A 22,269-nucleotide genomic window follows, 5' to 3' on the forward strand; every position below is an offset into this window, starting at 1 on the left:
TCTCAATGTTTATGGTACCAATGTGGGTACCAGTTTTTAGTTTGTACTTTTATGGTACTCAAAGAAGGCATAACTACCGACTAAAAATTTTTGAAAAAAATTTGCGAAACCAATCAGTTGCTTATATATTGCAACCAATTAGTTTCTTATTTAAATAAATAATCATGAAAAGTAAAATCCTCTTTATTTTATGCCTGCTAACCGGCCTGATGTTTATCAATGCGGGCCTGGACAAATTCTTTCATTATATGCCGATGCCTAAAGAAATGCCGGAGAAAATGGTGAAAGCAGGGAAGGCGTTTATGGAAATAGGCTGGCTAATGCCGCTGGTAGGTGCCGCGGAAATCCTTGGCGGTTTGTTGTTGATCTTTGGGAGAACCAGGGCGCTTGGTGCTATTATTATCGTACCTGTTTTAACCGGTATTCTATTGGCCAACATTAGTATGGCCCCATCGGGTTTACCTATTGTATTGGCATTGATCGCAATTATTCTTTGGGTAATTATTGACAATAGGGAAAAGTACCTGCATATGATAAGGCGATAATTCTTTTTTAATAAGCTTGATCCTTATAATTCAAGCCAGTATAAGAACACTTTAATGAGAAGAGATATTTTTCAGGCGATAGCCGACCCGACACGAAGGGCTATCATTACTTTAATTGCAATACATGCAATGACACCGAATGCTATTGCCGAGCATTTTGATACAACACGGCAGGCAATTTCAAAACATCTAAGGGTTTTAACCGAATGTGAACTGGTGAACCAGCAACACCAGGGTCGGGAGATATATTACCAGCTTGAAATTGACAAGATGAAAGAAATAGACAAATGGCTGGAACAATTCCGCGAGATCTGGGAGACGCGCTTCCAACAACTCGACGACCTTTTAGCAATTATTAAATATAAAAAATAATGAAAAACAACTTGCACTTCGACTTCATTGCAGATAAGGAAAAAAATACACTGACGATCAGGCGTGAGTTTTTAGCCGGCCGGCAATTAGTTTGGGACTGTTACACCAAAAGTGAATTGCTTGACCGATGGTTCGCTCCCAAACCCTTAACCACCAAGACAAAATCAATGGACTTCCGCGAGGGCGGCCATTGGCATTATGCAATGGTAGAACCAAACGGCACAGAATACTGGGGCTATACAGCCTACCTGAAAATAAAACCCATTGACTACTATATAGCATCAGATGCATTTAGTAATGCAGAAGGGGAAATAAATAAAGACCTGCCCCTTGCAGAGTGGCTGGTAACTTTTACCGACAAGGGAGAAAACGCTTTGGTAGAAACTATCGTCACCTACAAATCGCTTTCAGATTTAGAAGCTGTTATTCAAATGGGTATGGAGCAAGGAATGATGGCAACACTGCAAAAACTTGATGAATTATTATTAATCTTAAAAAAATAAGCAACAAGATCGCCATTTTAAACTACAACCTTTTTTATAGCTAAAAACCGATACTTCGAACTTAAAACTTTCGACTAAAGGCTAACGGCAATTCCAGGTTAAAACGACTCAAATGCCCCATGGCACATTCCCTAATTTAGTCATTAATGAAATAATCAGCGGATCTAAGCGTTAGTAACCTTTTGTAGGGAATGAAAAGGAGTTGTTTGGCGATCGGGATGGCCGCGCTGCTGCTGACGGTAATCGCCGGCTGTGGTGTGGTAAAGTCAATGGGTAAAAACCCGGAGGGCGAAGAGCTTACCCGGTTGGAGGCCTTGCCTAATTACAAAAATGGCGGTTTCGAAAATTTGGCTGAACGGTCCGACTCGACAGTCAAGCGCAACCGGTTGCTTTATATGTTCCACAGCCGCCCTCAAACCATCAGGCCTTCTCACGGGCTGCCATGGGTTAAAACTGATTTGAAGACATTGGCTGCTGCTGAACCGACCATCGTTTGGTTCGGGCATTCGTCTTTGCTGATCAAAACCGACCAGGGTAATATACTCATCGATCCTATTTTTAGCAACCATGCCGGACCGGTGCCTGGATTGGTTACGGCATTTCAAGGCACTAAGCATTATCACGCCGAGGATATGCCGCCGATAGATGTGCTGATCATTTCCCATGATCACTATGATCACCTGGATTATCGCACCCTGAAAAAATTGAAAGACCATATTAAAATGGCAGTAGTGCCAATGGGTGTAGGTTCAGATCTGGTGTACTGGGGATTTGATCCTAAAAAGATCATCGAATTGAATTGGGACCAATCGGTCACGCTGCCTGGTGGCCTCAAAGTTACAGCTACGCAGGCGCAGCACCGCAGCAACCGTTCGTATACTAAAGAAAATAAAACACTTTGGGCATCTTATGTGATACAAGCAGAGCATTACCGGCTGTTTTACAGTGGCGATAGCGGTTATGGGCCACAATTTAAACAAATAGGCCAGCAATATGGCCCATTTGATCTGGCGCTGCTGGAATGCGGACAATACAGTCCGAATTGGCCGTGGACACATCTGCGCCTTGGGCAGGCTGCCCAGGCCGCTGTTGACCTGCAGGCTTCTTTGCTGCAGCCTATCCACTGGGCTAAGTTTGTGGAAGCGGATCATCCCTGGAACGAACCTATAGAAAAGCTCCTGCCCGCCGCCGAAAAGCTGGGTATCCAGGTAAACGTTCCGCGTATCGGGGAGCCTTATACTTTGGGAGATCCACCCAGGAACGTAGTCTGGTGGGATTTTAAATAATTATTTGAGCTAATAACTAACCGGTAGCCTAAGCCCAGGCAATCAGCATAAGTGCTGTCAGGACTCAACAAAACTTGAACTTTAGCTTAGGAAACTTTATCCCGCCTGCTCCTCCGCTTATTACCGGCTTTTCGCATTTCCTCCATAATATGACCCTTCTCAAATCATCTGGCCTTTTATAGTAGTTGTTGTTTGTCGCGATCCACCCCTCGATTTGTCAATTTTACACAGCGTAAAATCCTGAAATGCTTCGATCTTTGTATTGTTAATAAAATCAATAATTTAAATAACGCATTATGAAAAGAGCAATTAAAGGATTTAATATCCTCAAACCGGTACTATTAATCGCTATTCTGTTTTTTGCAGTGCTTCAGTCTAATGGCCAGCAGCTTAAACCTGTAAACAGTGGCTATGCGCCTGTTAATGGCATTAAAGTTTACTATGAGGTATATGGTGAGGGTAAGCCTCTTGTTTTGCTACATGGTGCATTTTATACCATTGAAATGAATTGGGGGCAATTAATACCCGAATTGTCAAAAACAAGAAAGGTAATTGCTATTGAATTGCAGGGACATGGGCACACCCCGTTTTCCGACAGAAAATTAGACATTGCTTCCCTGGCAAGTGATGTGGAAGGAGTAATGAATTTTTTAAAAATTGATAGTGCTGATGTTGCAGGATATAGTATGGGTGGTTCCATAGCTTACCAGTTGGCAGTAAAAAGCCCTAAACGGGTAAGAAAATTAGTGATCATTTCTTCTACCTACAAAACCAGTGGCTGGCTGCCCGTTATAAATAATGGGTTTAAAGGTTTTAAGCCTGAATTTTTTAACAATACTCCTATGAAAGCGGCTTATGATGCAGTAGCACCCGACAAAACAAAATGGACAAAGTTCATTGAACAAATGATTGCTTTTGCCGGGGTGCCTTTTGACGTGGGTGATGCCAATATTGCGAAAATTACTTCGCCGGTATTGCTTATATCAGGCGACAATGATGGCCTGGACAAAGTGGAGTTGATGAAAACCTACCAATTACTGGGAGGTGGCGTATCCGCCGATTTGGGGCCGATGCCAAAATCACATTTAGCCATTGTTCCTGCGCAGGGGCATGTCAGCCTAATGATGCAGACGAAAACTATTTTAGGTTATCTGGATGGCTTTTTACAATAAAAACCGTACCTGGGATTCGATAGATACCCGGTGAATATTTTCAAATTGAATAACCTTAACAGGGGAATATTGATGTAAAATTTATCTTAAAACAATTATAAACAAATGAGAAAAATCAGAATTTTTGAACACATCTCGCTGGATGGCGTGATAGAGCATGACGGAGACTACACCTATGGCGCATGGACTACACCCTATCGAAGCCCTGCCGGGGCGGCATCCCTCCTGGAGGCATATGGGCCGAACTTTGACCTGCTGCTTGCCCGCCACACCTACGATATATTTAGTGGCTTTTGGCCTAATGCCGGAGATTTCCCAATGGCAAATGCTATAAACGCTGCAACCAAACACATTGCAACCCACAGGCCCGACAGCCTGGAATGGGGTCCGGTGCAGCATTTGGACGAGGACGTTATAGAGGCGATCCGCGATCTCAAGTCAACGGACGGCCCCGACCTGATCGTTGTGGGAAGTTCGACGCTAACATCCATGTTGCTTGACCAGGGACTGGCCGACGAGGTTGTGCTCATCACCTACCCGGTTTTGCTTGGCCGGGGTAAACGCTTATTGTCGGACAGTATTGACGCCCGGGAACTTGCTTTTGTTGACTCGAAAACCACGCCCACGGGTTTGCTCATCAACACTTATCGACACGTTGGACCGCTGAAATCCTAATATTTTATTGACTTAGGCTGCTGAGCGGGCGAGATTTTTATTATTATGGAGGGAAGGGCATCAAGATAAAATTTGCACTGAAATGTGAAAAGCAGATTAAAACATGGAAAAGCCGTGAAATGATTGAAAAACTCATTACAGCAGTTTAGCTCAGTTGGTTCAAGGCATCCTGATTTTACATCGAAAGGGTCACCAGTAACACCCACGATAAATTTTCGCAGAATGTTACGATAGTGTGAAAAACTATTCGGAATTTCTAATAAAAAGCCTTTAGATGAAAATCTGAAGGCTTTTTATTTTAGTAGTCGGGATAATACCGGGGTCAAGCAAACACTGATCACGTTAATTGCCTTCGATATGCAATCGCATATCTAATAATTTCTCAGATTCAATAATTAAAGCAATATCTTCAATATTTCCTATCGTAAGTTTATATGCATTAGAACTTTTAAGATTTGTTGCTATCCGAAATTCATTTTGAAAGTCATAATATGATAATTTATGAAATGGTGTTAATTTAGTGGGGCGATTATTCTCGTTATAGTAAATAACCTGGGAATACTTACATTCAAGCTTATCATTTGCAAATTCCATTTTAATTCTATTAATAAACTCTTTAGGGTTTTTAATAAACACAGCACATTCTCCAAACTGCATATTTCTTTTATCAAATAAATAATTTTTATTTACTATTCTATTGTCAATGGAATACATGGAGTATAAATGAGATAGCTCGTTTTGAAAAATATTGAGGTTTGCTTTCTCGATTGAATATACTTTTTCTTTAACTGTTAGTTTTACTGAACCTGTTAACTTTTTTTTTAATCCTTCATAATTGTCACGTCTGTAAGGGCGTGAATATTCTGCTGGGGGCTGTGTATTTTCTTCAAAAGCCTTTATAATGGCAATTTTTTCTTTTCTTCTTGAGTTCTAAAGTGTTGATAGGTATTAAAATACAATTCTCCCTTTGTTAAGAGATTGGTCATATATTGTTTTTTACCCAGTTTGACCAAAAAATTAATATCCTCCATGATCATTATATTTTAAATTAAACAATATGATAAATAAACACTAATAGTAATTTGACCCAAAAAAAACTATCAGTTCAAAACCTACTATTAAACGCAAATCAGAATGGAAATGGTTCGTTATATGTACAGTAACTCCCACAAAGCCCGGTAGAAATACCAGGTTTTTCTGTTTAAAGAGATTTCCAATCCAATTAAAGAGTTAGCGAGCGTATTGGCAACAGCAATCCTTTTTTCTACATTTGTGAGGCGGACTGTCCTTCACTGACCTTAAAAATCCTGCGCAGCAAACCAACAACAATTCTACAACGCATATTCGCAAATAACACTTAAATGGCAACGGACACATTTAAAATAACCATACATATGGTCTCAAGTCTTGATGGTTATATCGCCAAAAAAGACAATAGCGTTTCGTGGTTTGAGACAGCTGACAACTATGAAAAAGGGGTTAATATTACCGAACAGGATGCGGAGGAGTTTCTTAAAACGATAGACTGCTATGTAATGGGCTCCCACACATATGAACACGCTTTGGAACTTTCAAAATCGTATGGCTGGGTTTACGGAGACGTGCCGACTATTGTATTAACTCACCGAAATCTGCCAATTGAAAGGCAGAACATTGAAACTTATGAGGGCGACCTGTACAAGCTTGTGAATGAGCGACTAAAACCAAAATACAAGAATGTTTGGCTTGTAGGAGGCGCTAAACTTGCTAAGGATTTCATTCGTTTAAACTTAGCAGACGAAATAAGGCAGTCAATTCTGCCAATTATTTTAGGTGACGGAACGCCGTTTTTTGACCAAATAGGACAAGAACAAGCATTACACCTAAAAGATGTGAAAGCCTACAAAAGCGGAATGGTGGAACTATGTTACGAAATAAAAAAATAACAGGATTTTAATAGGTTAAAAATTAATAATATTTGTTTCATTTCCCAAACCCACGACCTTATAATCTGTTAATCCACAAGCTGTTCGACAACCCACAGCTTTAAAATGGATTATGAAATTATTTAAATGCACCAATTGCGGTCAATTGTTATATTTTGAAAACAGTTTGTGCGAATGCTGTAAGCATGCCCTGGGCTTTATTGCTGCTGATTTAAACCTGGTTACTTTAGTAAATGATAATAATGGGCTTTACCATTTACACAATAATAAAATGCCTTTTATTGGCGGATTGCTTAATAGTAAACAGCCGCAATTTAAGTATTGCAAAAACCAGGGGTTTGGTGTTTGTAACTGGCTGATACCGGCCGATGACCCGAAAGCTTATTGCCGCGCATGCGAACTGAACCATATGGTACCCGATTTATCCGACAATGAACACTTAAGGCAATGGGGACTAATTGAGGTTGCCAAACATAGGATGATTTATAGTTTGCTGCAATTGAAACTGCCATTGGTGAGTAAACTGCAGGATGTGGAAAAAGGCCTGAGCTTTGATTTTTTGACGGATATAAACCCGGCTCAAAAGGTTTTAACCGGGCACGAAAACGGCCAGATAACTCTTAACGTTAACGAGGCCGACGATGATAAGCGCGAGCTATCGCGTAAGCAAATGAACGAACCTTACCGTACGTTGCTGGGCCATTTCAGGCACGAGGTTGGCCATTATTATTGGGACAGGCTGGTAGCAGATAGCTCCTTTATTAATGAATACCGTGAATTATTTGGTGATGAACGGCAGAACTACGAACAAGCCCTGCAACGCCATTACAACCAGGGCGCCCCGGCCAATTGGAATTTAAATTTCATTAGCGCGTATGCCAGCGCTCACCCATGGGAAGACTGGGCCGAAACCTGGGCGCATTACCTTCATATTACCGACACGCTTGAAACAGCCGGCGCCTTTGGCATGCGGGTAGCTCCACGCATTGCCAACAGAAACAGCAGCCTGGTAGCAAACATAAATTCAAGCCCTTATAAGCAGCAAAACTTTAAGCAGCTACTTGATATGTGGCTGCCATTAACTTTTGCTGTGAACAGCATGAACCGCAGTATGGGCAATAAGGATTTATACCCTTTTGTAATTCAACCTAAGGTGGTGGAGAAACTTAGCTTTATACACAAAGTTTGCTTTGCTTCGCGTGTAAATTAAAAAAAGCCTCGCGGAGGGGGAAACTGTTTAAATTTGATTTATTAATGTTTTTATCCTTCTAATGAATCATATATCCACCCGTCGGGTGGTAAAATTTCATGAAACTCTGAAGGGGGAATGACGTTTTAAAAGGTTTGTCATCCTAAACGCAGTGAAGGATCTATTCGCAGACTGTACAGGGCGAAGAGGCATGGCGAATAATAGATGCTTCACTGTGTTCAGCATGACAAAAGGCTTTTTTTGCAAACAGGTCATGGGTGGGTACGAAGCAATCCCCACCTTACAAAGTAGCTTTGCAAATCCGATCTGCATAGTCGGGGATTGCTTCGTACCTCGCAATGACGGCCTGTTTTTTTATTTTTAAACAGCTTCTGAGAAGTTTAGCGGAGAAAAGGTTGTTCATTAGATCTTTAATAAAAGAAGATGCCAACGGTTTTAAGTATCGATATGATTAACAAATACCAATCCCCCCTATTCAACCCTGCTCACATCCACATTTACATACATCCGCTGGCCGGCGCCGCTGTAAACAATACCTTTAAGCGGCACAACATCGGCAAAATCGCGACCAATAGCCGTACGGATATGCCGGTCGTTAACCAGCAGGTTATTGGTGGCGTCAAACTCCGTCCACCCAACGTTAGGGATGTACAGGGCTATCCAGGAATGTGAGGCATCGGAGCCAAATAATTTAGGTTTCCCCGGGGGAGGCAGGGTTTCTATATAACCGCTTACGTAACGGGCCGATAAACCTATAGAGCGCAAACAGGCCAGGGCGAAATGTGCAAAATCCTGGCAAACGCCCTTTTTATGCAGAAAAACCTCCTCAAGCTTTGTACTTACGTCAGTAAAGCCAGGCGTAAAGTCAAAATCATTAAATATCCGGGCGTTCAGATCAAGCATGGCATCCATGATAGGCCTGCCGGGAGTAAACGACTTTAATGCATACTCCTGGATACCGGGTATAAACACCACATGGTCCGATTCGAGGTAAAATTGCCTGATATCATTTTCGGCATTTGTGCTTTGCAGCCACCTTACCACGCTTTCCCAGGGCATGGTGTTTTTCGGTACCGTATTTATCCATACCGGCTCTGCTATCGTAACCTCGCTTTTTATTTCTACACTCAGTTTCTGATGAAACTCCTCGATAGAAAAATAGATAAACTTATTGTTAAAAAAATCTTCCCTGGTTACCAGGAAATGCGGAACCGGATAAATTTGATAATGCACCTTCTCTACCTGCTGAAAAGCATGATTAACAGGCACCTGGTAAACCAGGTTATGGCACAATGATGCAGGCAGCTGATACTCGTACCGGGTAATATGGGTGACCTGGTATTTCATGAGCCTGGGTGTTTTTTAAATCCCCGGTTTAAAACAAATAGTGTCATGTAATAAGTTCTCATAATTCGGGCAGTGTATTATTACTTTTTACAAAACTATACTGGCTTTGGGTAGGGCTAAAATAGGTTTCAAATATAAGAGTTGATGCCTGGCTTAATACGGTGATAAGGTGATGTAAAAAGCTGCTAAGTTCCTTTTTGCTGAAATCATTTGTATTGCCCGATCCTGCCATCCTGTTAACATCACACAGCCTGATCATGGTTAAGGCCTCCAGCAGCTTTTTGTGTGCCGGGCTAAGGCCGCCCTCGTTACTGTTATCAGGCAAATGGGTAAGGTGCTCATCAATTTTTGCAATTAAAAAAGCTACCGATTTTGGATTATCCTCATTAACCAGCAATAAATTAAGCACCCCCGGGAGTTGCAGCGTTGAGCGGTACAAATAACGGTAAGTAACCAGGCTTTCGTGGCACATCAGCACCAGTTCCATCAATTGCTTTTCTACATCGGGCTTTACATTATTGGTTAACGCCGCCTGTAATATGGTGCAGGTATTAAGGGATGACTCTAAGAAACGGCCAATGTTAAGCAGCCGCCAGCTGGATGCCCTGGTCATGTTATCATTATTAAGGCCGATAAAAGCCATTAGCTTGATAATAAACTGATCGAGATTATGATATATCTTCCGCAGATCGTTACCGTTTTCCTTCATCAGCTCAAACTCTTCAGATATACTGTCCAATATCCGCCAGGTATCCAGGCTTAAGCGGTCGCGCACGGCATAGCCGTTGGTTAAAAACGACTGCAGGGATTGTGCCAGGGTGCCCGCCCGGCCTGTTTCAACCGCAAGGGATAGCAGTTCTTTTTCGGGCTGCCGCAATTTGGCCTGGTCTGGCGAGGCAAAACCGGGAACGGTGCCCGTTAAGGTGCTTAAACTTTTAAGCAGTATTACCAGGGTTTGATTTGTTTCGGGATGAATTTCATCATCGCGCTCGTTGTAAATTTTAAGCACGATACGCATCATCCGCACGTTGCTTACGGCCCGGTCAAGATAGCGTCCCAGCCAAAATAGGCTTTCGCCTGTACGGCTTGGCAAAATATTTTTAACCCGCCTTAATATCGGCTGGTTTGCCACTGGTTTAGCCTGGCTTTGCGGCGATGGGCCAAGCACCCAGGTATCTTTACTGATACCGCCCGATTGATTTGAAATAATAAACTCGCCTTTAACCGGAAAGCTGCGGGATAAGCCGCCCGGCATTACGTGATAAACCTCCTTCTCCATATCGGCCACAATGTAGCTCCTGAAAACGGCGTTGCAGGCCTCCAGGTTGTTGCCAATAAGTGATGGCGTTGTGCTGAAGCTCACAACTTCCTGGGCCACATATAAATACGGCCGGGTGTTTATTTCTTTCCTAAGCTCGTCTATTTGTTTTTTGCTCAGTTCGCTGCCGATGTATGGCAAGTTCTCGTTACTCCTGTAAATGGAGCGGATAATAAGAAAGGGCAGGTTATCAAGCACATATTTTTTTTCCTTTTCGTGCCCGCACCACCAGGTTGCCACCGATGGTAAAATCAATTCTTCGTTTAGCAAATGTTTGCACAGGCGCGGCAAAAATGCCATTAACCCGGGGTTCTCTAATATCCGGCCGCCTAATGGATTAATAATGGTCACTTTTTTTTGCCTTACGGCTTCCATCAGCCCAACTACGCCGAGGTGCGAATCGCCCAAAAATTCAAGCGGGTCGCAAAAAATATCATCAACACGCCTTACAATAACGTCAACCTTTTCAAGCCCCTTTAAAGTTTTTAGCCATACATAGCCATCGCTTACGGTTAAATCCTGGCCAAAAACAAGTGTAAAACCCAGGGATGATGCCAGGTAGGCATGCTCAAAATAGGTTTCATTAGCGGTACCGGGTGATAAAAGTACCACACGCGGGTTTTCTTTATTTTGTAAAGCGAGCCTGGTAAGGGTATTTTTTAACGTTTGATAATAAGATGAAATTTTACGCACCTGGTTTTCACGAATCAAATCCGGAAACACCCTGGTCATAGCGGCCCTGTTTTCCAGCGTATAGCCTGCGCCTGATGGTGCATCGGTGCGGTCATGCAGCACCCATATTTTGCCAAGCGGCCCCCGCACAAGGTCGGCGGAGTATAGGATAAGTTGAAACTTGCCCGGTATTTTGATCTTATCGGCCTGCCGCAAAAAACCTTTATGCGTAAACACCATCTCAAGGGGAATAAACCCCTCTTTAATCAGCTTACGTTCACCATAAATATCCGATAAAATAAGGTTCAGCAATTCGGCACGCTGTACCAGGCCACGTTCGATGTTTTCCCATTCCTGCTGGCTAAAAACCATAGGTACAGGGTCCAGCTTCCAGGGGCGGTTAATGCCATCGGGATCGCTGTACACATTATAGGTAACACCATTATCCCGCAGCTCCTGGCTAATTTCCCTGCTTCGCTGCGCCATTTTTTCAATGCCCAGCTCATCGTAAGCATGTGCAAGCTTTTTCCAATGCTCGCGTACCACCCCTTCGGGTGCGGCAAGCTCATCAAAAAAAGGTTTTGCAGTTTTACCGTTCCGCTCCAGGTAGGTCTCAATCATTCTCCAAATTTCTTATTTTTTCGCTACAAATTCCTGGCATTTTTATATCGCCTCAAATCCATGGTATACGGATACTCCGGACTAACCACTTCATTGGTGATAGTATACTGCGGAAGGATATTCATTTTGGTAACAAACCTGCCCCCGGCTGTTTGTTGGGCAACCGCCGGCTCAACCAGGTTAACCGAATGGCCAAAATCAAAAAAGCGGGAAATTATGCGCGACTCGGCCTCGTAACTGTTTACCGGGAAGGTATCATAACTGCGCCCGCCCGGGTGCGATACATGGTATTGACATGCAGCTACTGATTTTTGTGTCCAGGTATCAAACAGATCGAATACCAGTGGGGTATCGGTACCAATGGTTGGGTGCAGTGCCGATGGCGGCTGCCATGCCCTGTAACGTACCCCGGCAATGTATTCGCCCTGTACACCGGTACTTTTTAGCGGAATTTTTAACCCGTTGCACAAAAAGGTATAACGCGAATCGGTAAGCCCGGATATTTTAACCTGGATGCGCTCCAGCGATGAATCCACAAAACGGGATGTACCTGTGCTCGACATTTCTTCGCCCAGTACATGCCATGGCTCAATGGCCATTTTGATCTCGATATTGATATCATCCACCTGCAACTCGCCGAGGAATGGGAAACGGAAGCTGAAGAATGGCTCGAACCAGGAGATATCAAAACCGTAACCGGCATCGCGCAGGCTATTCACCACCTCGGTCATGTCCTTATAGCAGTAATGCGGCAGCAAAAAGCGGTCATGCAGCTCGGTTCCCCAACGTACCAGCTTATGGTTGTATGGCGTTTTCCAGAACCAGGCCAGCAGCGTTCTGATAAGCAGAAACTGCACCATACTCATGCGGTAATGCGGCGGCATATCAAATCCCCTAAACTCCAGGATGCCCAACCGGCCGCTTGATGAATCGGGCGAATAAAGTTTATCGATACAAAACTCCGACCGATGGGTATTACCCGTTATATCTGTCAAAAAATGACGGAAAATGCGGTCGACCAACCAAAAAGGCACTTCGTTCTCGGCACGGTCCGGCACCTGCTGAAAGGCGATCTCCAATTCATAAAGTGTTTCCATCCTGCCCTCGTCAACCCGCGGCGCCTGGCTGGTTGGGCCAATAAACTGGGTTGAAAACAGGTACGATAAGCAGGGGTGATGCTGCCAAAATGTAATAAAACTTCGCAAAATATCAGGCCTGCGTAGCAATGGGCTATCAGACGGAACTTCTCCGCCCAGTGTTACATGGTTACCGCCGCCGGTACCCGTATGCCTCCCATCAATATTAAACTTTTCGGTAGCAAGGCGCGATTCGGCCGCCTTTTTATAAAGAATATCGTAATTTTTAGCCAGTTCGCGCCAGCTCGCGGCCGGGTGAATATTCACCTCTATAACCCCGGGATCCGGCGTGATCATCATTTTGGTAACGCGATTATCCGACGGTGGGTCATACCCTTCTATCAACACCGGCATTTTCAGTTTCGCGGCTGTACGCTCAACGGCATTTACCAGGTATAAATAATGTTCAAAATAGCTTGTAGGCGGGAAAAAGATAAAGAGTTTACCCTGCCTCACCTCAACCACCAGGGCGGTTTTAAAAATTATTTTACTATTGTTGAATTTAGCGCCGGTAACCGGAATAAGCCTATCACCCTCGGGTAATGCATCTACATCTGCAAACAAGCTTCTTTCTGGTAATTCCTCCTGCTTTGCCGGATCAAAATACTGCACCGAATCTAAAGGTAAACGTAAGCCTACCGGCGAATTGCCAGGAACAAGGAATAAATTTTGCCTCCTGAACGACCATTTACAGCTTTGCCAGTTACTTTTTTCCAGATCCCATTTAATGGGTACCACGTAACCTACAGGCTCATTAAGGCCGGTATTTAGCAACTCTGCCAGTTTCTGGCGCTCCAGCGGCGATTTCAGGTCCACCTTAAGCGGATCAACATTTATCGGGGTTTTGCTTTCTTCCCACAAAAAATAAAAAGGATCCTCGTAAGTAGCTGTTATATTTTTAGTATCGATATGCAATTCATTGGTAAGTAATCGCATAAAGCTTTTGGCATCCTTTGGACCAAGGCCGTAATCTTTTGACAGATCGGCCATCAACGTATCATTGTTCCACAACGGTACATGGTCTTTACGCCAGTAACAGGCCAGTTTCCAACGGGGTAATGGCTCGCCGGGGTACCATTTACCCTGCCCGTATTGCATCAGGGCGCCTTCACCATATTCGTTTTTAAGCTTGTGGAACAAGATGTTTGAAAGGCGGCGTTTATGCTCCCCATCTGCCGCCGAATTCCATTCTGGCGCCTCATTGTTATCTACCGATACAAAAGTTGGCTCGCCGCCCATAGTAAGGCGTACATTATTAGCGGCAAACTCTTCATCAACTTTATCGCCGAGGGCCAAAATATCATCCCATTGCTCGTCCGAGAATGGTTTGGTTACCCGCGGTTTTTCTTCAATCCGGGTAATGGTGTTTTCAAAAGAAAATTCGGTTTCACAGGGTTCGGCCATGCCGCTAATGGGTGCCGCGCTCTGTGCATCGGGGGTACAGGCCAATGGAATATGCCCCTCACCGGCAAATAAACCCGATGTAGGATCGAGGCCTACCCATCCTGCGCCCGGCAGGTATACTTCTGTCCATGCATGCAGATCGGTAAAATCCTGTTCGGGGCCCGACGCCCCATCCAACGATTTTATATCGGGTTTCAGCTGTACCAGGTAGCCCGATGCAAAGCGGGCGGCCAGGCCAAAATGCCTTAGCAATTGCACAAACAGCCAGGCGGTATCCCTACATGAGCCCGATTTTAGTTGCAGTGTTTCCTCGCATGATTGTACACCCGGCTCCATCCGGATGTTGTATGAAATTTCCAGGTACAGCATCCTGTTAAGGCTAACCAGGAAATCCTGTGTGATTGTATTTTTTTTAAGCAGATCGGCGGCCTTTTCGGTAAGGTCCATCAGCAGCGGGCCGCGTTCTGTAATCTCGAGGTAAGGCACCAGGTTCTTTTGCAACGAATCTTCGTACGCAAAAGGGTAATGATTGGCATATTCCTCTACAAAAAAGTCGAACGGATTAATTACCACCATATCGGCTATCACCTCTACATCAATAACAAACTCGTTCACTTTTTCAGGAAAAACGATCCGGGCGAGGTAATTGCCAAAAGGGTCCTGCTGCCAGTTTATAAAATGTTTTTCGGGCAGTATTTTTAAGGAATAGCCTTTGATCATGGTGCGCGAATGCGCCGCGGGCCTTAACCGGATAACCTGGGGTGAAAGTGTTATCTGACGGTCGTATTTATAACTTGTAAAATGACGAATTGCTACTTTTATTGACATAAACAGCTTTTTGTGTTATAAACATAGCCTATTAATAATAAAACGCGCAATAAAATGCACATTTTATTATATATTTTTTAAATTAATATGAATATCGCAAAAAAGGATCTGGCTTTTGGCCGTTACTTCATTTTTTGGTTAGCAACCAAACCGTTGTGGAGGATTGATAGCAGTGTTTTAGGGGTGACGAAAGGCGGGGCGAAACTGAAAGTTTAAAACGAACTTACAAACCAATTTCGCCGCCAGCAGACAAACAAGCCTGAACCGGCTGAGTGAGTTGGTAACAACCTATTGTCCTTTTCCAAGCGACTTGAGCAAGCTTGCATAACCCGCCGGTTTTTTCCAGATTTCTTTCTGCAATTTCATTTGCCCTCACCCATCAATATCTTGTTGATATCTTCCAGTTTGTAGTACATAATACTCCCCACTTTCGTAAAACATAGGGCGCCATTAATCCATAGGTTTTGAAGTGTACCGGCCCCCGCAGTTTTCTTACCTCAGCGTTCTTCATCTTTTGGCGCTGCCTTGTCCCGGCTGTAAAATCCTTTTGATCTCATTTAGCAGATCGCTTTTAAAACCCATCGCCCGTCATTACAAAACACGAAGCTATGACGCTTAAAAAAGGAGGCCAATCATTTTGCGATTGGCCTCCTTTTTGTTTTTAAAGTCTCCCCTTCAGGGGAGATTTAGAGGGGCTCCTATTTCGGCCCGTAAGTAACTACCGGGATGATCATTTCTTCTAACGAGATACCGCCATGCTGGAAGGTTTCGTTATAAAAATTAACAAAATGGTTGTAGTTGTTCGGGTACACAAAATAGCTGTCTTCCTTGGCAAACACAAAGCTTGAGCTTAGGTGTAGCTTTGGCAGCATAGCATCGTGTGGGTTACGAATGTGAAACACCTCCTTGGCATTATAATTAAGGTTTTTACCTTGTTTGTAACGCAGGTTGGTATTGGTATTCCTGTCACCCACAATTTTGCTTGGGTTTTTTACGCGGATGGTACCGTGGTCGGTAGTAATAATTACCCTTACCTGTTTCTGCGCTAAAAATTTAAGTAGGTCGAACAACGGCGAGTGTTCAAACCACGACAGGGTTAATGACCGGTATGCCGCGTCATCACTTGCCAGTTCACGGATCATCTGCATATCTGTACGTGCATGCGACAGCATATCAACAAAGTTGTATACAACCACATTCAATTCGTTATTCATCAAATTACTTACCGATTCATTCAGCGCACGGCCTTCGTCGATGTTAAGGATCTTATGATACGAGTACTTGCAGTCTCTTTTTAATACCCGTTTTAAATGATCGGCAATAAATTCAGATTCGAAAAGGTTTTTACCGCCTTCATCCTCATCATTTTGCCACATTTGCGGATACCTTTTTTCCATATCCAAAGGCATAAGCCCGCTAAAAATGGAGTTACGGGCGTATTGGGTAGCTGTAGGTAAAATACTGTAATAGGTATCTTCTTCTTCCAGCCTGAAATATTCTGATATTATGGGGTTGATGATCTTAAACTGATCGAACCGCAGGTTATCTATCAGTATAAAAAACAATGGGCCCTTGCCATCCATCTTAGGGAATACTTTCTTTTTAAACAGCTGCGGCGAACTGGTAGGCGCCAAATCCGGGTTTTTGATCCAGTTTAAATAGTTGCGTTCAATAAACTTACAAAACTGCATATTGGCCTCGGCTTTTTGCATGGTCAATATCTCGTGCATCCCGGCATCTTCCAGTTTTTCCAGTTCCAGCTCCCAGTAAATGAGTTTTTTGTAAACATCAACCCATTCCTGGTGGCTCAGGTTATCATTCAGCGTCATACCAAGTGTGCGAAAATCCATTTGGTAGGCCATGGTGGTTTTTTCGGTAACCAGGCGCTTGTTTTCGGTAAGTTTTTTAATGGTGAGCAGTATCTGCTTAGGGTGAACCRGTTTTATCAGGTAATCATCAATTTTTGAACCGATGGCATCCTCCATTAAGTATTCTTCCTCGTTTTTGGTGATCAGCACAATAGGGACATCGTTATTAATGTTTTTTATTTGCTGCAGCGTTTCCAGGCCGGTAAGGCCGGGCATGTTCTCATCAAGGAAAACCAGGTCGAAATAGTTATTTTTAAAAGTATCAACAGCATCATTACCGTTGGTTACGGTTGTAACCTTGTAGCCTTTTTCGTTTAAGAAAAGTATATGTGGTCGTAACAGGTCAATTTCGTCATCAGCCCATAAAATGGTTGTATCTTGCATAGTATCTGTACTTAAATAGTCTGAATAAGAAATAATTCCGACTCAGACAGTAAACCCCAAAGAGACGGTTTTGTTGTGATTGAGTAAAGGTATTAACAAAATTTAACAAACATCGGGCGCTTATTTTACCTTTGTTTTACATTTTTGCACTTTATTGAGTCCATTGAATAAAAAGAAAATAATAAACGACCCGGTTTACGGCTTCATCAGTATCCCCACAGAGCTGATATTCGACCTGATTGAACATCCTTACTTTCAAAGACTAAGGTATATCAAGCAATTGGGGATGACGCACCTGGTTTACCCCGGCGCGCTCCATACCCGCTTCCATCATGCACTGGGCGCTATGTATCTTATGGATATGGCTATTGAAACCTTGCGGTACAAAGGCCACAACATAAGCGAAAAAGAAGAGGAAGCCGTTACCATTGCTATATTACTGCATGATATTGGCCATGGCCCTTTCTCGCACGCGCTGGAGCGTACCATTATTGAAGGCATCAACCACGAGGATATATCATCTATGCTCATGAATAAGCTTAACGAGCAATTTGACGGGCGGCTGGCCATGACTATCAGTATTTTCAACGATACCTACCCCCGCAGATTTCTTCATCAGCTGGTATCAAGTCAGTTAGATATGGACAGGCTTGATTACCTGAACCGCGACAGCTTTTTTACCGGTGTATCCGAAGGTGTGATCAGCTCTGACCGGATCATTAAAATGCTGAATGTTAAAGACGACCATATAGTGGTTGAGGCGAAAGGTATTTATTCGATAGAAAAGTTTTTGATAGCCCGTCGTCTCATGTACTGGCAGGTTTACCTGCATAAAACCGTAATTGCCGGCGAGGAATTGCTGGGAAAAGTTTTTAAACGCTGCCGCGAGCTTGCTTTAAAGGGCGAAGACCTTTTTGCTACACCCGCCCTGAAGCATTTTATAAAAAACAGCATCAGCAGGGATGCTTTCATGAATGAAGACCATCACCTTGATACTTTTGCCAGCCTGGATGATACTGATATCATGTCGGCAGTAAAAGTTTGGGCCGGGCATCCTGATTTTGTGTTATCCAAGCTATCGCAAAGCCTGGTGCAGCGCAACCTTTATCATGTTGATATCAGCAATCAACAGCCTGATAAAGCATTTGTAGATACGCTTACCAAAAAGGCCATGCAAAAATATGGTGTAAGCAAGCAGGATGCCGAATACTTTGTTTTCACCACATCCATCCGCAACAATGCCTATACTGCCGGCGATGGCAACATTGGTATATTGATGAAGGATGGCCAGGTACATGACATTACAACGGCAAGCGATAACTCAAATTTAGAGGCATTAGCTAAAACCGTAAAAAAATACATACTTTGTTATAGTAAGGAATTGATAGAAGTGAGCGGTGAGTAGTGAATGGTGAGTAGTTGATGTTTTAAAATACGTCATACTGTTTATCAACAACTAAGAATAACTCACCACTCACAATTCACCACTCACTAATTAATTTGCTGCTTTAATTTTAACATTTAAATTTGTCGATGCAATTTACTGCCCAGGATATAAGTTTTCTGCTCAACGGAACTGTTGAAGGTGATCCTTCGGTAACCGTTCATCAACTGGCAAAAATAGAAGAAGGCACAATCGGCAGCCTTTCTTTTTTGGCCAACCCTAAGTATGAGCAGTATTTATATACTACAAACGCTTCTGTTGTTATTGTAAATAACGACCTGCGGCTTACCGCTCCTGTTACCGCTACCTTAATAAGGGTAGAGAATGCATACAGCTCGTTTTCGGTTCTGCTTGAAAAATATAACACCTTCAAACTCAACAAAAAAGGCATTGAAGAGCCCTGCTTCATCCATCCCTCGGCACAAATAGGCGCCGAACCGTATATTGGTGCATTTGCCTACATTGGCCTTAACACAAAAATTGGCGACAATTGTAAAATTTATCCCAATGTTAACATTGCCGATAACGTGACGATAGGAAACAATGTTACCCTGTTTTCGGGYGTTACAGTTTACTTTGATTGCGTTATAGGCGACAATGTTATTGTACATTCAGGTGCTGTGATAGGCAGCGATGGTTTTGGCTTTGCGCCCAATGCCGACGGCACCTATACCAAAGTTGCGCAAATAGGCAATGTGATTTTAGAGGATGACGTGGAGGTAGGCTCAAATACAACTATTGACAGGGCTACTATGGGTTCCACAATTATACGTAAAGGTGCAAAGCTGGATAACCTGGTCCAGATAGCCCATAACGTAGAGATTGGCGCTAATACAGTTATTGCGGCCCAAACAGGAATATCGGGCAGCACCAAGATTGGCGAAAATGTGATATTGGGCGGCCAGGTTGGTTTGGTAGGCCACATCACTATTGCAAACCGCACCCAGGTGCAGGCTCAATCGGGCATCGGCCGTAGCATTACCGAAGAAGGAAAAAAATGGGCGGGCAGCCCGGCCACACTTTATAGTGCCAACATGCGTTCAAACGTGGTGATAAACCGCCTGCCCGAACTGGAAAAAAGAATAAACGAATTAGAAAAAATAATTACCGAATTAAAGAGGGGCAGTCAATAGTCATTGGTCATTAGTCATTAGGTTTTCTGATGGCAATAATGAACTATTTCCCAATGACCAATGACTAATGCCCAATGACTAATAATATGAATGTAAAACAAAGAACCATTAAAACACCTGTTTCGGTTTCGGGCACGGGCTTACATACCGGCCAAAGGGTAACCATGACATTTAACCCCGCCCCCGAAAACCATGGCTACAAATTCAGGAGGGTTGATATGCCCGGTTCGCCCATAATTGATGCGGATGTTGATAACGTTACAGATACCTCACGCGGTACCACTATTTCACAAAATGGTGCAACTGTAAACACCGTGGAGCACGTACTTGCGGCATTGGTGGGTTTGGAGGTTGATAATGTACTTATTGATATGGACGGCCCCGAAACGCCCATTATGGATGGCAGCTCGATACAGTTTGTTGATGTTATCCTGGAGACGGGTTTGATTGAACAGGAAGCCGACCGCGAATATTATCACATACCCTATAACATTCATTACTCGGAGCCCGACCGCAAGGTAGAGATGGTTGCCATGCCTTTAGATGATTACCGCTTTACCTGTATGGTTGATTATAACTCGCAGGTGCTGGGCAGCCAGCATGCCAGTATATCAACCATTGGCGAGTTTAAAAAAGAAATAGCATCATGCCGTACTTTTTGCTTTTTGCATGAACTGGAAATGCTGTTAAAACACGACCTGATAAAAGGCGGCGACCTTAACAATGCCATTGTGGTAGTTGATAAAGAGGTTGATGATGAAGAGCTTGCCCACCTTGCCAAACTATTTAACCGTAAAGATATTAATGTAGCCCCGCAGGGGATACTTAATAACATTGAGCTGCGCCACCAGAACGAGCCCGCAAGGCATAAACTACTGGATATGATAGGCGACCTGGCCCTGGTAGGTGTACCCTTGAAAGGACACATTATGGCAGCCCGCCCCGGCCATGCTGCTAATGTGGCCTTCGCTAAAAAAATAAAAACGCTGATTAAAAAAGAAAAAAGCCGTAAGCAGGTTAAAGTTTACGACCCTAATGCGAAGCCTGTATTTGATACGGTTGAAATTATGGGCATGTTACCGCACAGGCAACCTTTTTTAATGATAGATAAGATATTGGAATTGACCAAAAACCATGTTGTGGGCATGAAAAATGTAACCATTAACGAGGAGTTTTTTAAAGGACATTTCCCCGGCGCCCCCATTTTTCCGGGTGTGCTGCAAATTGAAGGTATGGTACAAACCGGCGGAATCCTGGTTTTAAATACGGTTCCCGATCCGGAAAACTATCTTACCTTGTTTTTAAAGATAGAGAACGCCCGTTTTAAAAGTAAAGTAGTGCCCGGCGACACCATTATTTATATTTGCGACCTGCTGGCCCCCATAAGGCGGGGAATTGCCACAATGAAGGGAGTAGGCATGGTTGGCGAAAGGGTTGTTGTTGAAGCCGAATTAATGGCACAAATTGTAAAAGTAAAAGGAACAGAAGCATGATCCAGCCTTTAGCATATATACACCCACAGGCTAAAATAGCCGACAATGTGGTGATTGAACCTTTTGTAACCATCCACAAGGATGTTGAAATTGGCGAGGGTACCTGGATCGGTTCCAACTCCGTTATTATGGATGGTGCCCGGATTGGTAAAAACTGCCGTATTTTCCCGGGTGCCGTAATATCTGCACCACCACAGGATTTGAAATACAAGGGCGAGCAAAGTACCGTTTCTATTGGTGACAATACAACCATCCGCGAATGCGTAACACTTAACCGCGGAACTGCTCTGGATAAAAATACCACTACTATTGGCAGCAATTGCCTGTTGATGGCTTATGTACACGTGGCACATGATTGCGTTATAGGCGATAATGTAATTATTGCCAATGCGGTACAATTGGCCGGGCACATTAATGTTTACGACTACGCCTTTATCGGCGGATCATCGGCCGTTCATCAGTTTGTTGAAATTGGCGCACATAGCATGATCTCTGGTGGTTCATTGGTACGTAAGGATGTGCCACCATTCACCAAAGCCGGTCGCGAGCCGTTATCTTATGTGGGGATCAACTCGGTTGGGTTGCGCCGCAGGGGGTTTTCTGCAGCTACTATCAACGAGATCCAGGAGATCTACCGCATCCTGTTCCTTAAAAAATATAATGTAAGTAAGGCTCTTGATATCATCGAAGCCGAATTTACCCCAAGCGTTGAACGCGATGAGATCATCAACTTCCTGCAAAATTCGCAAAGGGGCATCATGAAGGGGTTTGGAAATTCTTAATTGGATTTGTCTGAACCCGAATTTTTAGAATTAAAGAATTAGTAGAATTTTTGATCCGTTTTAAGAGAAATTCAGGAAATTCCTAAATTCGATGAATTCCGGTTCAGACAAATAATCATGAACAATTAATGACCATCACCCTAAATAACAT

18 protein-coding genes are annotated in these 22,269 nt (G+C 43.5%); 12 read left to right on the forward strand and 6 right to left on the reverse strand.

Annotated features, from left to right (window positions below; all coding sequences use genetic code 11):
* Positions 1-164 precede the first annotated feature (164 nt).
* The 6 genes from AC1DPZ_RS06915 (at position 165) to AC1DPZ_RS06940 (ending at position 4,553) form a co-directional block, all read left to right on the forward strand.
* Positions 165-545 (forward strand): DoxX family membrane protein, encoded by a 381-nt coding sequence (locus tag AC1DPZ_RS06915; protein WP_477402161.1) that lies wholly within the window; start codon positions 165-167, stop codon positions 543-545.
* A 54-nt stretch (positions 546-599) separates the two neighbouring features.
* A complete protein-coding gene (locus tag AC1DPZ_RS06920) occupies positions 600-917 on the forward strand; it encodes an ArsR/SmtB family transcription factor (RefSeq protein WP_477402163.1) in 318 nt (105 codons plus the stop codon).
* Positions 917-1,420, forward strand: a complete 504-nt coding sequence (locus AC1DPZ_RS06925; protein ID WP_477402165.1) for an SRPBCC family protein — start codon at positions 917-919, stop codon at positions 1,418-1,420. Before AC1DPZ_RS06920 ends, AC1DPZ_RS06925 begins: the two co-directional genes overlap by 1 nt.
* A 191-nt stretch (positions 1,421-1,611) precedes the next feature.
* Positions 1,612-2,706, forward strand: coding sequence for an MBL fold metallo-hydrolase (locus tag AC1DPZ_RS06930; protein ID WP_477402166.1), 1,095 nt, complete (start codon positions 1,612-1,614; stop codon positions 2,704-2,706).
* Between the two features lie 296 nt (positions 2,707-3,002).
* Positions 3,003-3,878: an alpha/beta fold hydrolase gene (locus AC1DPZ_RS06935; protein ID WP_477402167.1), complete on the forward strand. Its 876-nt coding sequence runs from the start codon at positions 3,003-3,005 to the stop codon at positions 3,876-3,878.
* A 105-nt stretch (positions 3,879-3,983) separates the two neighbouring features.
* Positions 3,984-4,553, forward strand: a complete 570-nt coding sequence (locus AC1DPZ_RS06940) for a dihydrofolate reductase family protein (protein WP_477402168.1) — start codon at positions 3,984-3,986, stop codon at positions 4,551-4,553.
* Positions 4,554-4,895: 342 nt separating this feature from the next.
* Here AC1DPZ_RS06940 and AC1DPZ_RS06945 read toward each other — a convergent pair whose 3' ends face one another.
* Together AC1DPZ_RS06945 and AC1DPZ_RS06950 are read right to left on the reverse strand one after the other, a co-directional pair.
* Positions 4,896-5,267, reverse strand: a complete 372-nt coding sequence (locus tag AC1DPZ_RS06945; protein WP_477402170.1) for a hypothetical protein — start codon at positions 5,265-5,267, stop codon at positions 4,896-4,898.
* A gap of 182 nt (positions 5,268-5,449) precedes the next feature.
* Positions 5,450-5,584, reverse strand: coding sequence for a hypothetical protein (locus AC1DPZ_RS06950; protein WP_477402171.1), 135 nt, complete (start codon positions 5,582-5,584; stop codon positions 5,450-5,452).
* Positions 5,585-5,914: 330 nt separating this feature from the next.
* On the opposite strand from AC1DPZ_RS06950, the gene AC1DPZ_RS06955 reads away from it, so the two are divergent.
* Together AC1DPZ_RS06955 and AC1DPZ_RS06960 are read left to right on the forward strand one after the other, a co-directional pair.
* Positions 5,915-6,478, forward strand: a complete 564-nt coding sequence (locus AC1DPZ_RS06955; protein ID WP_477402172.1) for a dihydrofolate reductase family protein — start codon at positions 5,915-5,917, stop codon at positions 6,476-6,478.
* A gap of 112 nt (positions 6,479-6,590) precedes the next feature.
* A complete protein-coding gene (locus AC1DPZ_RS06960; RefSeq protein ID WP_477402173.1) occupies positions 6,591-7,688 on the forward strand; it encodes a zinc-binding metallopeptidase family protein in 1,098 nt (365 codons plus the stop codon).
* 471 nt (positions 7,689-8,159) lie between these two features.
* Here AC1DPZ_RS06960 and AC1DPZ_RS06965 read toward each other — a convergent pair whose 3' ends face one another.
* The 4 genes from AC1DPZ_RS06965 to porX all read right to left on the reverse strand — a co-directional run bounded on the left by AC1DPZ_RS06965 (position 8,160) and on the right by porX (position 17,266).
* Positions 8,160-9,035, reverse strand: a complete 876-nt coding sequence (locus tag AC1DPZ_RS06965) for a transglutaminase family protein (RefSeq protein WP_477402175.1) — start codon at positions 9,033-9,035, stop codon at positions 8,160-8,162.
* Between the two features lie 58 nt (positions 9,036-9,093).
* Positions 9,094-11,646 (reverse strand): circularly permuted type 2 ATP-grasp protein, encoded by a 2,553-nt coding sequence (locus AC1DPZ_RS06970; protein ID WP_477402176.1) that lies wholly within the window; start codon positions 11,644-11,646, stop codon positions 9,094-9,096.
* Between the two features lie 23 nt (positions 11,647-11,669).
* Positions 11,670-15,014, reverse strand: a complete 3,345-nt coding sequence (locus AC1DPZ_RS06975) for a transglutaminase family protein (protein WP_477402177.1) — start codon at positions 15,012-15,014, stop codon at positions 11,670-11,672.
* Between the two features lie 698 nt (positions 15,015-15,712).
* Positions 15,713-17,266, reverse strand: a complete 1,554-nt coding sequence (gene porX, locus AC1DPZ_RS06980; protein WP_477402179.1) for a T9SS response regulator signal transducer PorX — start codon at positions 17,264-17,266, stop codon at positions 15,713-15,715.
* A 163-nt stretch (positions 17,267-17,429) separates the two neighbouring features.
* Here porX and AC1DPZ_RS06985 point away from each other — a divergent pair, with 163 nt between their 5' ends.
* The 4 genes from AC1DPZ_RS06985 to lpxA all read left to right on the forward strand — a co-directional run bounded on the left by AC1DPZ_RS06985 (position 17,430) and on the right by lpxA (position 22,118).
* Positions 17,430-18,671, forward strand: coding sequence for an HD domain-containing protein (locus AC1DPZ_RS06985; RefSeq protein ID WP_477402180.1), 1,242 nt, complete (start codon positions 17,430-17,432; stop codon positions 18,669-18,671).
* A gap of 128 nt (positions 18,672-18,799) precedes the next feature.
* Positions 18,800-19,843 (forward strand): UDP-3-O-(3-hydroxymyristoyl)glucosamine N-acyltransferase, encoded by a 1,044-nt coding sequence (gene lpxD / locus AC1DPZ_RS06990; protein WP_477402181.1) that lies wholly within the window; start codon positions 18,800-18,802, stop codon positions 19,841-19,843.
* 86 nt (positions 19,844-19,929) lie between these two features.
* On the forward strand, positions 19,930-21,336 hold the full coding sequence (locus tag AC1DPZ_RS06995) for a bifunctional UDP-3-O-[3-hydroxymyristoyl] N-acetylglucosamine deacetylase/3-hydroxyacyl-ACP dehydratase (protein ID WP_477402184.1): 1,407 nt from the start codon (positions 19,930-19,932) through the stop codon (positions 21,334-21,336).
* Complete coding sequence (gene lpxA / locus AC1DPZ_RS07000; RefSeq protein WP_477402182.1) at positions 21,333-22,118, forward strand: acyl-ACP--UDP-N-acetylglucosamine O-acyltransferase; 786 nt, start codon at positions 21,333-21,335, stop codon at positions 22,116-22,118. Before AC1DPZ_RS06995 ends, lpxA begins: the two co-directional genes overlap by 4 nt.
* Positions 22,119-22,269: the final 151 nt, after the last annotated feature.

The sequence above is a fragment of the Mucilaginibacter sp. P4_G9 genome (assembly GCF_056400985.1).

Coding starts and splice junctions, on each gene's coding strand:
- AC1DPZ_RS06945 (WP_477402170.1), bottom strand. CDS start 5,267: ATGTATTCCATTGACAATAGAATAGTAAATAAAAATTATTTATTTGAT.
- AC1DPZ_RS06950 (WP_477402171.1), bottom strand. CDS start 5,584: ATGGAGGATATTAATTTTTTGGTCAAACTGGGTAAAAAACAATATATG.
- AC1DPZ_RS06955 (WP_477402172.1), top strand. CDS start 5,915: ATGGCAACGGACACATTTAAAATAACCATACATATGGTCTCAAGTCTT.
- AC1DPZ_RS06930 (WP_477402166.1), top strand. CDS start 1,612: ATGAAAAGGAGTTGTTTGGCGATCGGGATGGCCGCGCTGCTGCTGACG.
- AC1DPZ_RS06915 (WP_477402161.1), top strand. CDS start 165: ATGAAAAGTAAAATCCTCTTTATTTTATGCCTGCTAACCGGCCTGATG.
- AC1DPZ_RS06960 (WP_477402173.1), top strand. CDS start 6,591: ATGAAATTATTTAAATGCACCAATTGCGGTCAATTGTTATATTTTGAA.
- AC1DPZ_RS06920 (WP_477402163.1), top strand. CDS start 600: ATGAGAAGAGATATTTTTCAGGCGATAGCCGACCCGACACGAAGGGCT.
- AC1DPZ_RS06940 (WP_477402168.1), top strand. CDS start 3,984: ATGAGAAAAATCAGAATTTTTGAACACATCTCGCTGGATGGCGTGATA.
- AC1DPZ_RS06970 (WP_477402176.1), bottom strand. CDS start 11,646: ATGATTGAGACCTACCTGGAGCGGAACGGTAAAACTGCAAAACCTTTT.
- AC1DPZ_RS06965 (WP_477402175.1), bottom strand. CDS start 9,035: ATGAAATACCAGGTCACCCATATTACCCGGTACGAGTATCAGCTGCCT.
- AC1DPZ_RS06995 (WP_477402184.1), top strand. CDS start 19,930: ATGAATGTAAAACAAAGAACCATTAAAACACCTGTTTCGGTTTCGGGC.
- AC1DPZ_RS06935 (WP_477402167.1), top strand. CDS start 3,003: ATGAAAAGAGCAATTAAAGGATTTAATATCCTCAAACCGGTACTATTA.
- lpxA (WP_477402182.1), top strand. CDS start 21,333: ATGATCCAGCCTTTAGCATATATACACCCACAGGCTAAAATAGCCGAC.
- AC1DPZ_RS06925 (WP_477402165.1), top strand. CDS start 917: ATGAAAAACAACTTGCACTTCGACTTCATTGCAGATAAGGAAAAAAAT.
- AC1DPZ_RS06975 (WP_477402177.1), bottom strand. CDS start 15,014: ATGTCAATAAAAGTAGCAATTCGTCATTTTACAAGTTATAAATACGAC.